Origin of the sequence: Pseudomonas sp. P4795 (assembly GCF_048822895.1) — a bacterium.
Classification (GTDB): Bacteria; Pseudomonadota; Gammaproteobacteria; order Pseudomonadales; family Pseudomonadaceae; genus Aquipseudomonas.
In genome coordinates, this window is the sequence record NZ_JBMFBT010000003.1 from 247,974 (window position 1) to 261,009 (window position 13,036).

The 13,036-nt window shown below is 59.6% G+C and carries 13 protein-coding genes and 1 pseudogene; 9 read left to right on the plus strand and 5 right to left on the minus strand.

Going from position 1 to position 13,036, the window contains the following annotated elements; genetic code table 11:
• Window positions 1-60 precede the first annotated feature (60 nt).
• From hmgA to ACOI8A_RS09750, 4 genes are all read left to right on the plus strand, one after another.
• The gene (gene hmgA / locus ACOI8A_RS09735) at window positions 61-1,353 is read left to right on the plus strand and encodes a homogentisate 1,2-dioxygenase (protein WP_420647674.1); all 1,293 of its coding nucleotides are present in this window, start codon (window positions 61-63) and stop codon (window positions 1,351-1,353) included.
• 3 nt (window positions 1,354-1,356) lie between these two features.
• Window positions 1,357-2,661 carry a fumarylacetoacetase gene (gene fahA / locus ACOI8A_RS09740; protein ID WP_420647675.1) on the plus strand — a complete coding sequence of 435 codons (1,305 nt, stop codon included), beginning with the start codon at window positions 1,357-1,359 and terminating at the stop codon, window positions 2,659-2,661.
• Between the two features lie 12 nt (window positions 2,662-2,673).
• Window positions 2,674-3,309 (plus strand): maleylacetoacetate isomerase, encoded by a 636-nt coding sequence (gene maiA, locus ACOI8A_RS09745; protein WP_420647676.1) that lies wholly within the window; start codon window positions 2,674-2,676, stop codon window positions 3,307-3,309.
• Window positions 3,310-3,398: 89 nt separating this feature from the next.
• On the plus strand, window positions 3,399-4,796 hold the full coding sequence (locus ACOI8A_RS09750; protein WP_420647677.1) for an MFS transporter: 1,398 nt from the start codon (window positions 3,399-3,401) through the stop codon (window positions 4,794-4,796).
• On the opposite strand, the gene ACOI8A_RS09755 is transcribed toward ACOI8A_RS09750, so the two are convergent.
• A complete protein-coding gene (locus ACOI8A_RS09755; protein ID WP_420647678.1) occupies window positions 4,720-5,523 on the minus strand; it encodes a SirB1 family protein in 804 nt (267 codons plus the stop codon). The genes ACOI8A_RS09750 and ACOI8A_RS09755 overlap by 77 nt on opposite strands.
• Window positions 5,524-5,708: 185 nt before the next feature.
• On the opposite strand from ACOI8A_RS09755, the gene ACOI8A_RS09760 reads away from it, so the two are divergent.
• Window positions 5,709-6,728 (plus strand): Glu/Leu/Phe/Val dehydrogenase dimerization domain-containing protein, encoded by a 1,020-nt coding sequence (locus ACOI8A_RS09760; RefSeq protein ID WP_420647679.1) that lies wholly within the window; start codon window positions 5,709-5,711, stop codon window positions 6,726-6,728.
• A gap of 241 nt (window positions 6,729-6,969) precedes the next feature.
• On the opposite strand, the pseudogene ACOI8A_RS09765 reads toward ACOI8A_RS09760, so the two are convergent.
• A pseudogene (locus ACOI8A_RS09765) lies at window positions 6,970-7,209 on the minus strand (YebG family protein); the annotation flags it as partial.
• Between the two features lie 289 nt (window positions 7,210-7,498).
• On the opposite strand from ACOI8A_RS09765, the gene ACOI8A_RS09770 reads away from it, so the two are divergent.
• Complete coding sequence (locus ACOI8A_RS09770; protein ID WP_420647680.1) at window positions 7,499-7,999, plus strand: phosphate-starvation-inducible protein PsiE; 501 nt, start codon at window positions 7,499-7,501, stop codon at window positions 7,997-7,999.
• On the opposite strand, the gene ACOI8A_RS09775 is transcribed toward ACOI8A_RS09770, so the two are convergent.
• Window positions 7,996-8,313, minus strand: coding sequence for a DUF3509 domain-containing protein (locus ACOI8A_RS09775; RefSeq protein ID WP_420647681.1), 318 nt, complete (start codon window positions 8,311-8,313; stop codon window positions 7,996-7,998). The two genes, ACOI8A_RS09770 and ACOI8A_RS09775, sit on opposite strands and share 4 nt — an antisense overlap.
• Here ACOI8A_RS09775 and ACOI8A_RS09780 point away from each other — a divergent pair.
• On the plus strand, window positions 8,312-8,536 hold the full coding sequence (locus ACOI8A_RS09780) for a hypothetical protein (RefSeq protein WP_420651462.1): 225 nt from the start codon (window positions 8,312-8,314) through the stop codon (window positions 8,534-8,536). The genes ACOI8A_RS09775 and ACOI8A_RS09780 overlap by 2 nt on opposite strands.
• Here ACOI8A_RS09780 and ACOI8A_RS09785 read toward each other — a convergent pair.
• Together ACOI8A_RS09785 and ACOI8A_RS09790 are read right to left on the minus strand one after the other, a co-directional pair.
• Window positions 8,522-9,823 carry an HAAAP family serine/threonine permease gene (locus ACOI8A_RS09785; RefSeq protein WP_420651463.1) on the minus strand — a complete coding sequence of 434 codons (1,302 nt, stop codon included), beginning with the start codon at window positions 9,821-9,823 and terminating at the stop codon, window positions 8,522-8,524. The two genes, ACOI8A_RS09780 and ACOI8A_RS09785, sit on opposite strands and share 15 nt — an antisense overlap.
• Window positions 9,824-9,886: 63 nt before the next feature.
• Window positions 9,887-11,263, minus strand: coding sequence for an L-serine ammonia-lyase (locus ACOI8A_RS09790; protein ID WP_420647683.1), 1,377 nt, complete (start codon window positions 11,261-11,263; stop codon window positions 9,887-9,889).
• A gap of 135 nt (window positions 11,264-11,398) precedes the next feature.
• On the opposite strand from ACOI8A_RS09790, the gene ACOI8A_RS09795 reads away from it, so the two are divergent.
• Complete coding sequence (locus tag ACOI8A_RS09795) at window positions 11,399-12,346, plus strand: LysR substrate-binding domain-containing protein (protein ID WP_420647684.1); 948 nt, start codon at window positions 11,399-11,401, stop codon at window positions 12,344-12,346.
• A 201-nt stretch (window positions 12,347-12,547) separates the two neighbouring features.
• The gene (locus tag ACOI8A_RS09800; protein WP_420647685.1) at window positions 12,548-12,955 is read left to right on the plus strand and encodes an HPF/RaiA family ribosome-associated protein; all 408 of its coding nucleotides are present in this window, start codon (window positions 12,548-12,550) and stop codon (window positions 12,953-12,955) included.
• Window positions 12,956-13,036: the final 81 nt, after the last annotated feature.

Sequence of the window (13,036 nt, forward strand, 5' to 3'; positions counted from 1 at the left end):
CGTGCCAAGACCTCTGCTCCAGAGCGTTCGGCCATGCCGACTCCCTGTTCAGGAGGCTCCATGAACTCCGATTCAACGGTCTATCAGTCCGGCTTCGGCAACGAATTCAGCTCTGAAGCGCTGCCCGGCGCACTGCCGGTCGGCCAGAACTCTCCGCAAAAAGCCCCGTACGGTCTGTACACCGAACTGTTCTCCGGCACCGCGTTCACCATGCCCCGCAGCGAATCGCGGCGCACCTGGATGTACCGGATTCAGCCATCGGCCAATCACCCGGCATTCGTCAAACTGGAGCGGCAACTGGCCGGCGGGCCGTTGGGTGAAGTGACCCCCAATCGCCTGCGCTGGAATCCGCTGGAGATCCCGGCAGAGCCGACCGATTTCATCGATGGACTGGTCAGCATGGCGGCCAATTCCGGCGCGGATAAGCCGTCCGGCATCAGCATCTACAACTACTGCGCCAACCGTTCGATGGAGCGGGTGTTCTTCAACGCTGACGGCGAAATGCTGCTGGTGCCGCAACTCGGCCGGCTGCGCATCGCCACCGAACTCGGTGTGCTGGAAGTCGAACCGCTGGAAATCGCCGTGCTGCCGCGCGGTCTGAAATTCCGCGTCGAACTGCTGGATGCGCAAGCCCGCGGTTACATCGCCGAGAACCATGGCGCGCCTTTACGCCTGCCGGATCTGGGGCCGATCGGCAGCAACGGTCTGGCCAATCCGCGCGATTTCCTGACCCCGGTCGCCGCTTACGAAAACCTGCAACAGCCTACGACGCTGGTGCAGAAATTCCTCGGCCAGTTGTGGGGCACCGAACTTAATCACTCGCCGTTGAACGTGGTCGCCTGGCACGGTAATAACGTGCCGTACAAATACGATCTGCGCCGTTTCAACACTATCGGCACGGTGAGTTTCGATCACCCGGATCCGTCGATCTTCACCGTACTGACTTCGCCGACCAGCGTGCATGGTCTGGCCAACCTCGACTTCGTGATCTTCCCGCCACGCTGGATGGTCGCCGAGAACACCTTCCGTCCGCCGTGGTTCCACCGCAACCTGATGAACGAATTCATGGGCCTGATCCAGGGCGAATACGACGCCAAGGCCGAAGGTTTTGTGCCCGGCGGTGCTTCGCTGCACAGCTGCATGAGCGCTCACGGCCCGGACGGCGAGACCTGCACCAAAGCGATCAATGCCGAGCTGAAACCCGCCAAGATCGATAACACCATGGCCTTCATGTTCGAGACCAGCCAGGTGCTGCGCCCGAGCCGTTTTGCCCTCGACTGCCCACAACTGCAATCCAGTTACGACGCCTGCTGGGCAACGTTGCCCGCCACGTTCGACCCGACCCGGAGATAACCCATGACTCAGAATTCCATCACCCGCAGCTGGGTTGCTTCGGCCAACGATCACGCCGTTTTCCCTCTGCAAAACCTGCCGCTGGGCGTGTTCAGCATCGATGGCGGCGAGCCGCGCAGCGGTGTGGCCATCGGCGACCAGGTGTTCGATCTGCAAGTGGCACTTGAGGCCGGTTTGTTCGACGGTGCTGCGCGCACTGCAGTCGAAGCCACCCGTGGCGGCCAGTTGAATGCATTCTTCGATCTCGGTCGCGAAGCGCGTGTTGCTCTGCGCGAGCGTCTGCTGGAACTGTTCAGCGAAGGCAGCATCCATCGCGGCACCATCGAAGCCCAAGGCGCAAAACTGCTGCCGCTGGCGGCTGATTGCCAGATGCATCTGCCAGCGCGAATCAGCGATTACACCGACTTTTACGTCGGCATCGAACACGCCCAAAACGTCGGCAAACTGTTCCGCCCTGACAACCCGCTGCTGCCGAACTACAAGCATGTACCGATCGGCTATCACGGTCGCGCTTCCACCGTTCGCCCGTCCGGCACCGAAGTGCGTCGTCCTAAAGGCCAGACCCTGCCGGCCGGTGCGACCGAGCCGGTTTTCGGCCCGTGTGCGCGGCTGGACTATGAGCTGGAGCTGGGGATCTGGATCGGTCAGGGCAACGAGATGGGCGATTCGATTGCCATCGGTGATGCGGCCGAACACATCGCCGGTTTCTGTCTGCTTAACGACTGGTCGGCGCGTGATATCCAGGCCTGGGAATACCAGCCGCTGGGTCCGTTCTTGTCCAAGAGCTTCATCACCAGCGTCTCGCCGTGGGTGGTGACTGCCGAAGCGCTGGAGCCATTCCGCGCGGCACAACCGGCGCGTCCGGAAGGTGATCCGCAGCCGCTGCCCTATCTGTTCGACCAGCGTGATCAGGCTGGCGGCGCGTTCGACATCGAACTGGAAGTGCTGCTGCTCACCGAAACCATGCGTGAACAGAATTTGCCGGCGCATCGCCTGACCCTGAGCAATACGCGCTACATGTACTGGACTGTCGCGCAAATGGTTGCGCACCACAGCGTCAATGGCTGCCAGTTGCAGGCCGGTGATCTGTTCGGTTCGGGCACTTTGTCCGGGCCGCAAAACGGTCAGTTCGGCAGTCTGTTGGAAATCACCGAGGGCGGTAAAAAGCCGATTGAACTGGCTTCCGGCGAAGTGCGTAAATTCCTTGAGGACGGCGACGAAATCATCCTGCGCGCGCGTTGCGCCCGTGACGGATTTGCTTCCATCGGCTTCGGCGAGTGCCGTGGCAAAGTGCTCGCGGCGCGGTAAGGGGAGCGGGTCATGGATCTCTACACTTACTACCGATCAACCTCGTCGTACCGGGTGCGCATCGCGTTGGCGCTCAAGGGCCTGGATTACCAGGCGCTGCCGGTCAACCTGATCGCGCCAACCGGTGGCGAACATCGGCAACCGGCGTATCTGGCGATCAATCCGCAGGGCCGGGTGCCGGCACTGCGCACGGAAGAGGGCGCGTTGCTGATTCAGTCGCCGGCAATCATCGAATACCTGGAAGAACGTTATCCACAGGTGCCGCTGCTGCCGGTCGATCTGGTCGCGCGGGCGCAGGTGCGTGGCGTGGCGGCGGTGATCGGTTGCGATGTGCATCCGCTGCACAACGTCAGCGTGCTCAATCGCCTGCGTCAGTCGGGGCATGACGAACCGCAGGTGGTGGAGTGGATCGGGCATTGGATCAGTCAAGGCTTGGCGACGGTCGAGCAGTTGATCGGTGACAGCGGTTTCTGTTTCGGCGAATGGCCGTGTGTGGCGGATGTGTATCTGATTCCGCAGTTGTATGCGGCGGAGCGTTTCAATATTTCGCTCGAAGCTTATCCACGGATTCGTCGGGTTGCTGCGCTGGCCGCGGAACATCCGGCGTTCATCACGGCCCACCCGGCGAATCAGCCAGATACACCTTAACGTCACACCGCAAAAACCTGTGGGAACCCCCGGCTCCCACAGGATCACCGCCGTACAAAAAATCATAAAAACAAAGCAGGTACCTTGCGATGCATAACCAGATTGCCAGCTTCCGGGCGGCACTCGACGCCCGTCCTGTGTCCCGATATCAGTGGTTACTGTTGATCCTGCTGGCCTTGCTGCTGGTCACCGACGGCTACGACGCACAAGTGCTCGGCTATGTGGTGCCGGCGTTGGCCCAGGATTGGGGGTTGGAGAAGTCGGCATTCGGCCCGGTATTCAGTGCCAACTTATTGGGGCTGACCATTGGTTCTCTGGTTGTCACGCCGCTGGCCGACCGCTTCGGCGTGCGGCGGATTCTGCTCGCTTGTGTGCTGATCTACGCCAGCCTGACCGTGCTCATGGTGTTTGCCGATTCGCTGAATTCGCTGATGATCGCGCGTTTTATCTGCGGGATCGGCATGGGCGGCGCGATGCCCAGCGCCATGGCGTTGATGTCGGAGTATTCACCGCCACGCCTGCGCACACTGATGGTGACGCTGGCTGCCTGCGGTTTCTCCTTCGGCGGCGCGGCGGGTGGTTTTGTCGCGGCTGGATTTATCGACCAGTTCGGCTGGCAAGCGGTGTTCCTCGCTGGCGGCGTCACGCCGTTGCTGTTGTTCCCGTTTCTCTGGTGGATGCTGCCGGAATCCCTGCCGCGCTTGCTGCGCGATGCGCCGCCCTACACTCGACTGCGCAAAGTCACAGCGCACATGCTGCCGGACTGGCAGCCGCCGGTTGCCTCGGTCGAACAGAACGAACGCGAGCAGGGCAGCAAACTGACGGTGGTGGAGTTGTTCCGCAATGGTTATGCGCGGCCGACGTTGCTGATCTGGTCGACGTTCTTTGTCAGCCTGATTCTGCTGTATTTCATGATCAGCTGGTTGCCGTCGCTGCTGCTGGAAAGTGGTTTGAAGCTCAACGAAGCCAATCTGGTGACATCGATGTTTTTGTTCGCCGGCACTTTGGGTGCGATCTGCATGGCTTGGTTCGCCGACCGCTTGAAGCGCAAAGTGCGTTTGCTCTCGGGCGTGCTGGCCGGCGCAGCGCTGTGCACGATTCTGCTCGGACTCAATCACGATAATCCGCGCTATCTGGTGGCCTGCGTGTTCGCCGCCGGGTTCTGCATCATCGGTGGGCAACTGACGCTGAATGCCTTTGCCAGCAACTTTTATTCGGCACACGTGCGCGCTACCGGTACTGGCTGGGCGTTGGGGGTAGGGCGCTTCGGTTCAATTCTCGGGCCGCTGTTTGGCAGCCTGTTGCTGGCGATGCACATTCCGGTCGAGCAGATTTTCTTCTTCTGCGCGATCCCGGCGGTGATTGCGGCGTTGCTGATTATTCAGGTGCGTTCGCCGTCCGAAGAAGCCCTTAGTGCACCACCGAATTTGGCGGCAGATGTCCCAGGCGCTCAGTCAGTCGCAGCCGCTGAATCGGGTCGTCACTGAGCAGCAATGCGTGTTCCAGATCGAAGCGCTCGGCGTTCGGGCAGTCGAGCCGTTGATACAGACTGGCGCGCGCCAGGTAATCGGCAGCGTTGCCGTTGCCCATTTCCAGTACGCGTTCGGCGTCGATCAGCGCCGCGATGTAATCGTCATGGGTCAGATGCAATTGGCGCAGGTTGCGGGACAGACGCTGGAGCATTTGCGACGGCGTCGCAGCCAGCAGATGTTCGGCGTTGAGCTGCAGGTGGTGGCCGTACTGGCGTTGCAACAGTTCCCGGCAATCGTTGGGGTACAAGCGCCGTCCACCGCACGGGTCGAGCAAGTGATCGGCGCCGGGCACCCGCAGCAGAAAATGTCCGGGGAAGTTCACGCCGACCAAGGGGATTTCCAGACCTCGCGCCAGTTCCAGCGCGATCAGCGCCAAGGTCAGCGGCTGACCACGCCGGGTCTGCAACACCTTGTGCAGCAACGCGGCCTGCGGGCGCAGCGGCGTGAAGTCATCCTGGGCAAATCCCAGATCGTTCATGCGCCGTAACAACGGCTGGGCCAGTTCATTGACCGGCAACATCGGCAAGCCATAACTGACCTTTTGCTGCAATTCCTTGAAGTCTTGCAGCAACGCCTCGGGATCAACGTCTCTGGAGTGCTCGGCAGCCAGCCACAGCGCCGCTTCGAACAGCGCGGGCGGTGAACGGTGCAGGCACTCGAAAAAACGTTGGCGCGGACTCATCGAAATCTCCGGGGAATGCCTCGTTTTAGCCCCGTCTCATGCATTCGTCCAGTGCTGCGCGGCACCGCCGACGGGATATGCCGCAACGCTCTGATAGTGGGGGCTGCTTATTCCGGTGCGCTCCAGCAATTTTCAGGCGCAAGCCTATACTGGCGACTTACCAGAAGTGATTCGGGAGCCTGCCGATGTTCGCTCTCATGCAAAGCACTCGCCTGGACTCGCTGCACCTCAGCGTTGACCCGGTTTCCGGGTTGAAGGCGGTCATTGCCATCCATAACAGTCGCCTTGGGCCAGCCCTTGGCGGATGCCGTTACCTTGCCTATCCCAACGATGAGTCCGCAGTCGAGGACGCCATCCGCCTGGCTCAGGGCATGAGCTACAAAGCCGCGTTGGCCGGTCTGGAACAAGGTGGCGGTGTCGCGGTGATCGTGCGTCCGGCACATGTGGAAAACCGCGCCGCGCTGTTCGAAGCGTTCGGGCGCTGCATCGATCAACTCGACGGGCGCTACATCACCGCGATCGACAGCGGCACTTCAGTAGCGGACATGGATTGCATCGCGCAGCAAACTCAACATGTCACCAGCACCACCTCTGCCGGCGACCCCGCTCCGCACGCGGCAATGGGCGTATTCGCCGGCATTCGCGCCACGGCGATGGCGCGCCTTGGCAGTGACAATCTCGAAGGCTTGCGCGTGGCGATTCAGGGTTTGGGCAATGTCGGATTTGCGCTGGCCGAACAGCTGCATGCTGCCGGGGCCGAGTTGCTGGTCAGCGACATCGACCACGGCAAGGTGCAACTGGCGATGGAGCAACTCAACGCGCATCCGATCGCCAATGACGCTTTACTCAGCACACCGTGCGATATCCTCGCGCCCTGCGGTCTGGGCGGCGTACTCAACAGCCACACGGTCACGCAATTGCGCTGCTCGGCAGTGGCCGGTTCGGCGAACAATCAGCTGACGCATCTGGACGTCGCCGATCAACTCGAGCGGCGCGGCATCCTGTATGCGCCGGATTATGTGATCAATGCCGGTGGCTTGATTTACGTTTCGCTCAAACATCGCGGCGAGGAGCTGGGCACCATCACCGCGCACCTGTCGAAGATCAGCTCGCGGCTGACTGAGGTGTTCGCGCATGCGCAGGCGGAAAAACGTTCGCCGGCACGGGTGGCCGATGAGTTGGCGGAGAAGGTTTTGTATCGCTGAAGATCAAAAGATCGCAGCCTCCGGCAGCTCCTACAGGGGTCTACGTGTAGGAGCTGCCGGAGGCTGCGATCTGTTGATCTTTTAATTTTGCAGACATTAAAAAGGCCCTGAGCCTCGCGACTCAGGGCCTGTTCAATTCGGGCATCGATTACTTCGCAGCCTTGGGTGCCTTGGCTGGTTTGCTCGATTCTGCCGGTTCAGCGGCCTCTGCCACTGCAACCGCTTCAACCGGTGCGTTGATCAGCTCCGACAACGCATCGGGCTGGCTCTTGAACGCTCTGGCGAACACATCGCGGTTCTTCGCCATGAAGATCCCGACTTCTTCCACTTGCTGCTCACTCAACGACGGAACGGCTTTTTCCAGCACTTCAGCCAGCAATTCGGCGAGTTCGAGCATTTTGTCATGACGGTCAGCTTCGGCTTTATCCATGAACAAGCGCTCCAGATCTCGGCTGCTGCGGTATACCACTTCGACGGCCATTCACCACCTCACATGCCTTCATTAAGTTGTCTTAGCGACTACTGTATCTATATACAGCGAAAAGGATAAGCGAATCCCTGCGCTTTGGGTAGTGGCTTTTTAATGTAGACCGGATTTGGGCTTTGTCAGCCCGCAATTGCTGGCGAGGTGCGACCAAACGCCACGGCGCAGGTTTTATGGCGGGTCGCCATGATGCGTGGCCTTATTTCTGCATGAACACAATCGCGTGCAGAAAACCGTCACGTCCAACCTGCATCATCCGCTCGCATCGGGCTAAGGAAACATCATCGTGAAAATCAACTGGGCCGAGAGACTGCGGCAAAACGTGCATCAACTTGCGGAGTCGCTGGGCAACCTGTTCGTCGAGACCTTTCACTATCTGGCGCTGTTCGCTATCGGTGCGGTGACCGCCTATGCGGCAGTGGTCGAGTTTCTCGGGATGCTCGAAGAAGGGCACATCAAGATCGATGACATTCTGTTGCTGTTCATCTATCTCGAACTCGGGGCGATGGTCGGGATTTACTTCAAGACCAACCACATGCCCGTGCGCTTCCTGATCTACGTGGCGATCACTGCGCTGACGCGCCTGCTGATCTCCAACGTCTCGCACCACAACCCGCCGGACATGGGCATCCTCTTTCTGTGCGGCGGGATTCTGTTGCTGGCATTCTCGATTCTGGTGGTGCGTTATGCCTCGTCACAATTTCCATCGGTGAAGATCGAACACCCGCAACGCAAGATCGGTACGGGTTCCGGTGAGCATCCGGAAGTGGAAAAAGGCGAGATTTAAAGACCGGCCACCGGGCGTGGCTGACCTTTGATCTGCGGCGGTGGCGGGGCCAGCCCGTCGCCGCTGGTCATGGCTTCAAGAATCGCCATGGCGCTGTGGCCCTGTTCGATGGCGATGCCGAACTGAATGCTTTGCACCAGCATTTTCAGGCGTTTGGGGTCGTTGCGCTGTTCAGCGCTGATCATCCGTTTCGCGACAATCCGACCGCTATTGGACAGGGTCAGCATGATGCTGCCGTCCAGGCCCTGAATGCTCAGGTTGATCTGATAGTCCGGCGCGAAGGCATCGGTAATGATCTGAAAGGGGTTGTCCATGATGCGTCACCGCCTGATTGAACGTGCAGTTGTTGACCGGCCGTGTTCGGGTTGGTTCGCCCATCCAGACCACCGGCCATTCCGTGGCCAAATCGCCAATATCGCGGTTAAGGGCGTAGCAAGGGGCATGCCGGGAAAAATCCCGGACAATAAACCCGGACAAAAACAAGGCGAGCCCAGTGCTCGCCTTGTTCATTTACGGCCGGTTTCAGGGCAGGAATGAGTAGATGATCGCTGACAGTGCAATCAGGCCGATCAACACCACAAACACGTTCGACGCCTGGCCCGAATACTGGCGCAAGGCTGGCACGCGCCGGATGGCGTACATCGGCATCAGGAACAACAGGCAGGCGATCACCGGCCCGCCGAGCGTTTCGATCATGCCGAGGATGCTTGGGTTAAAGGTCGCCACGGCCCAGCAGCTGAGGATCATGAACAGCGCGGTCGCACGATTCAGCCAGCTCGCCGACATGACTCGGCCACGGCCGCGCAGGCTTTTCACGATCAGACCCTGAAAGCCTTCGCTGGCACCGATGTAGTGGCCAAGGAAGGATTTGGTGATCGCCACCAGCGCAATCAACGGCGCGGCATAAGCGATGACCGGCGTCTGGAAGTGGTTGGCGAGGTACGACAGGATCGAGATGTTCTGCGCTTTGGCCGCTGCCAGATCTGCCGGCGACAGTGCGAGTACGCAACTGAAGCAGAAGAACATCACGGTCACGACCATCATGCCGTGGGCCATCGCGAGGATGCCGCTGCTTTTGCGTTCGGCCTGATCGCCATAGCGCTGTTTTTGATCGACGGCGAACGCGGAGATGATCGGCGAGTGGTTGAACGAGAACACCATCACCGGGATCGCCAGCCACAGGGTCTTGAACAGCACCGACATTTGCATCGGCTCCTGAGCGCTGGCGAAGAATGCGCCGTTCCAGTTCGGAATCAGGCTCAGACCCAGCAACAACAGCGCCGCGACGAATGGATAGACCAATACGCTCATGGCTTTGACGATGACCTGCTGACCGCACCGCACGATGGCCGTCAGACCCAGAATCAGCCCCAGCGACAGTACCGCGCGCGGTGGCGGGTCGATGTGCAATTGGTGTTCGAGAAAACTGCTCAGGGTGTTGGTCAGCGCCACGCTGTACACCAGCAGGATCGGGAAGATCGCGAAGAAGTACAGCAACGTGATCAGCTTGCCGGCACCGATACCGAAGTGTTCTTCGACCACTTCAGTGATGTCGCCAGAGCGCCCGGACAGCACGAAACGAGTCAGGCCACGGTGGGCGAAAAACGTCATCGGGAATGCCAGCACCGCCAGAATCAACAACGGCCAGAAGCCGCCGACGCCGGCGTTGATCGGCAGGAACAAGGTGCCTGCACCAATCGCCGTGCCGTACAGGCCAAGCATCCAGGTGGTGTCGAATTTGCTCCAGCCCTTGTGGGCGATTGCGCTTTTGCTGGTGCGGTCTACAGCGGGATTTTCGGCAGCAGGTGTACGTACATCGGTCATCGTTTTGGCCTCGTTATTATTCTTGCTCGGGCTCACGTGTTACGGGCGGTCAGGGAATGCTCCTCAGCACTCCACCCAGCTCACGGCCAGGCCGCCCCGTGAAGTCTCTTTGTATTTGTCATGCATGTCGGCGCCGGTATCGCGCATGGTGCGGATCACCCGGTCGAGGGAAATGAAGTGCTTGCCGTCGCCACGCAGGGCCATTTGTGTGGCGTTGATCGCCTTCACCGCCGCAATCGCGTTGCGCTCGATGCACGGCACTTGCACCAGACCACCGACCGGATCGCAGGTCAGGCCGAGGTTATGTTCAAGGCCGATTTCGGCAGCGTTTTCCAGTTGCTCAGGGGTAGCACCGAGGATCTCGGCCAGACCGGCGGCGGCCATGGCGCAGGCAGAACCCACTTCACCCTGGCAGCCGACCTCGGCGCCAGAGATCGAGGCATTTTTCTTACACAGAATGCCGACAGCGGCCGCAGCCAAAAAGAAGGCGACTACGTCATCGTCTGACGCGTCCGGATTGAATTTCATGTAGTAGTGCAGAACCGCCGGAATGATTCCGGCTGCACCGTTGGTCGGCGCGGTGACCATGCGCCCGCCGGCAGCGTTTTCTTCGTTGACGGCGAGGGCGAACAGGTTGACCCACTCCATCGCCGACAGCGTTGAGCTGATGACATTCGGCTTGCCGATTTCCAGCAGGCTGCGGTGCAATTTCGCCGCACGTCGCGGAACATTCAGACCACCGGGCAAGATGCCTTCGTGGCGCATGCCCTGCTCGACGCACTCGCGCATCACCGACCAGATGTGCAACAGCCCCTGACGGATTTCGGCGTCGCTACGCCAGGACCGTTCATTGGCCATCATCAATTCGGAAACACGCAGGTTGTGTTGGTTGCACAGCGAGAGCAGTTCGGCAGCGCTGGAAAAGTCGTACGGCAGCACCACATCGCCGGCCGGTGCTTCGCCGGATTCGGCTTCAGCCGCTTCGATGATGAAACCGCCGCCAACCGAGTAGTACGTCTGCTCGAACAATTGCGCGGATGCGCCGAAGGCTGTCAGCGACATGGCGTTAGGGTGATAGGGCAGGCTCTCGTCGAGCAGCAGCAGATCAGTGTTCCAGTCGAAGGCAATCGAGCGTTGACCGGCGAGCGACAGCTGACCGCTCTCGCGCAGTTGCTGGATGCGTGGGTCGATGGTCGTCGGATCAATGCTGTCCGGCCATTCGCCCATCAGGCCCATCACACAAGCGCGGTCGGTGGCGTGACCGACGCCAGTGGCGGACAGCGAACCGTACAAACGGATTTCCACACGCTGCACATCGAGCAGCAAATGCTGATCAATCAGGGCTTGGGCGAAGGTCGCGGCGGCGCGCATCGGGCCGACGGTGTGGGAACTGGACGGACCGATGCCGACTTTGAATAGATCGAAAACACTGATAGCCATGCTAAAGCCTTACAAGCAATGGTGTAGGAATCGCTGCCATTTTTTGTAGGACAAGCGCAATGTCGGCGATACTGCCTACCTCGCTACAGCGTGACTAACGAAACTTCCTAAGCAAGCCTTTAGCAGGACTAAACAATGAGTCGTCAATTGCATGCCCAGACTTACGTCTGGCTGCAGGTGTTTTCCTGTGCCGCGCGGCACTTGTCGTTCACCCGTTGTGCCGAGGAGTTGCACATCACACCCGGTGCGGTCAGCCAACAAATCCGACAACTGGAAGAGCGTCTGGGCCTGCGCCTGTTTCATCGCCGTGCGCGCGGTGTCGAGTTGAGCGCCGAGGGCCAGCGACTGGCCATTACCGTCAACGAGGCGTACGGCAGCATCGACGCCGAATTGCGTCGGCTGGATGCGGGCATGATCAGCGGGATTCTGCGCGTGCGCTCGATTCCGTCGTTCCTCAGCAAGTGGCTGACCCCGCGTTTGCCACGTCTGCAGCAGCGCTACCCGGACATTCAATTGCGCCTGGTGGCCGAAGACAGCAGCGTGCCATTACACGAGGGCGATTTTGATTTGGCCATCGATTTGAACGACGGCAGCTATCCGGGACTGTTATCCACAGCCTTGCTCGATGAACAGATTTTTCCGGTGTGCGCGCCGAGTCTGTTGCGTGGGCGCCCGCCGCTGCATGGCCCGGCGGATCTGCTGCACTTTCCGTTGCTGCACGACATCACCGCCTGGCGCGGCAGCTATGAATACGCGGAATGGGAGTTCTATCTGAATGCCATTGGCTTCGAAGGCGCCGACGTACGGCGCGGCCACACGTTCAATCGCAATCACCTGACCATCGAGGCGGCGATCGCCGGCATGGGCGTGGCAATTGCGCGACGCACATTGCTTAACGATGAGTTGGAGCGGGGGACATTGATCGTGCCGTTCGGGCTGTCGGTGCCCAATCACAAACGCTATGTATTGCTTTACGCGCCGGGAGCGCTGAGCCATCCGGGCGTGCGTGCGGTGCATGATTGGCTGGTAGAAGAAGCGGGGATATTTCGCAGCTTGCACCCGTTGGGTGATGGCCAATTGTGACTATTTTTTACTAGATCACCAGGCGACCCAACTCCCGACCTTACCAGCGCTGCGAGTGGTTGTCCGGCTTTTTTTGCGAATGAATATTTTTCTTTTTTCAGGGGTTGAAATGTTTGGTGGTCGGGCCGATTGTTGTAATCAAGAGGTCACGAAAACCATATTCACGGCCTCTCGCGAGCTAGCTGAAATAAGGGATGAACTATGCAAATCCAAGTCAACAGCGATAACCATATTCAAAGTAGTCAACGACTGGAGGAGTGGGTACGCACCACCATTGAGAGCACGCTCGAACGTTACGAAGAAGACCTGACCCGTATCGAAGTCCATCTGAGCGACGAGAACGGTGACAAACCTGGTCCGCATGATTTGCGCTGCCAACTGGAAGCGCGGCCAAAAGGTCATCAACCGATTTCCGTTACCCATAAAGCCGATTCGCTGGAGCTGGCGATCGACGGCGCAGCCGAAAAACTCGAGCACGCGCTGGATCATCTGTTTGGCAAACTGCGCGGCAAGCCACGTGCTGCGACAGTGCCATTCAAGAGCAAAGCCAACGACAAGTTGCTGGAGGAAGAATTTCTGGAGAACGAGCAGGCAGCACTTAACAGTTGATGCGCTGATTCTTTAATTCACCTGATGATGACGGGCCTGCAAATGCAGGCCCGTTTTGGTTTGTGGGGTTGTTGGAATTGC

What these genes read in the sequence shown, in the direction of transcription:
- ACOI8A_RS09780 (WP_420651462.1), top strand. Translation starts at nt 8,312, where the DNA reads ATGATGCGTCACCGCCTGATTGAACGTGCAGTTGTTGACCGGCCGTGT.
- ACOI8A_RS09785 (WP_420651463.1), bottom strand. Translation starts at nt 9,823, where the DNA reads ATGACCGATGTACGTACACCTGCTGCCGAAAATCCCGCTGTAGACCGC.
- ACOI8A_RS09795 (WP_420647684.1), top strand. Translation starts at nt 11,399, where the DNA reads ATGAGTCGTCAATTGCATGCCCAGACTTACGTCTGGCTGCAGGTGTTT.
- fahA (WP_420647675.1), top strand. Translation starts at nt 1,357, where the DNA reads ATGACTCAGAATTCCATCACCCGCAGCTGGGTTGCTTCGGCCAACGAT.
- ACOI8A_RS09775 (WP_420647681.1), bottom strand. Translation starts at nt 8,313, where the DNA reads ATGGACAACCCCTTTCAGATCATTACCGATGCCTTCGCGCCGGACTAT.
- maiA (WP_420647676.1), top strand. Translation starts at nt 2,674, where the DNA reads ATGGATCTCTACACTTACTACCGATCAACCTCGTCGTACCGGGTGCGC.
- ACOI8A_RS09800 (WP_420647685.1), top strand. Translation starts at nt 12,548, where the DNA reads ATGCAAATCCAAGTCAACAGCGATAACCATATTCAAAGTAGTCAACGA.
- ACOI8A_RS09755 (WP_420647678.1), bottom strand. Translation starts at nt 5,523, where the DNA reads ATGAGTCCGCGCCAACGTTTTTTCGAGTGCCTGCACCGTTCACCGCCC.
- hmgA (WP_420647674.1), top strand. Translation starts at nt 61, where the DNA reads ATGAACTCCGATTCAACGGTCTATCAGTCCGGCTTCGGCAACGAATTC.
- ACOI8A_RS09790 (WP_420647683.1), bottom strand. Translation starts at nt 11,263, where the DNA reads ATGGCTATCAGTGTTTTCGATCTATTCAAAGTCGGCATCGGTCCGTCC.
- ACOI8A_RS09760 (WP_420647679.1), top strand. Translation starts at nt 5,709, where the DNA reads ATGTTCGCTCTCATGCAAAGCACTCGCCTGGACTCGCTGCACCTCAGC.
- ACOI8A_RS09750 (WP_420647677.1), top strand. Translation starts at nt 3,399, where the DNA reads ATGCATAACCAGATTGCCAGCTTCCGGGCGGCACTCGACGCCCGTCCT.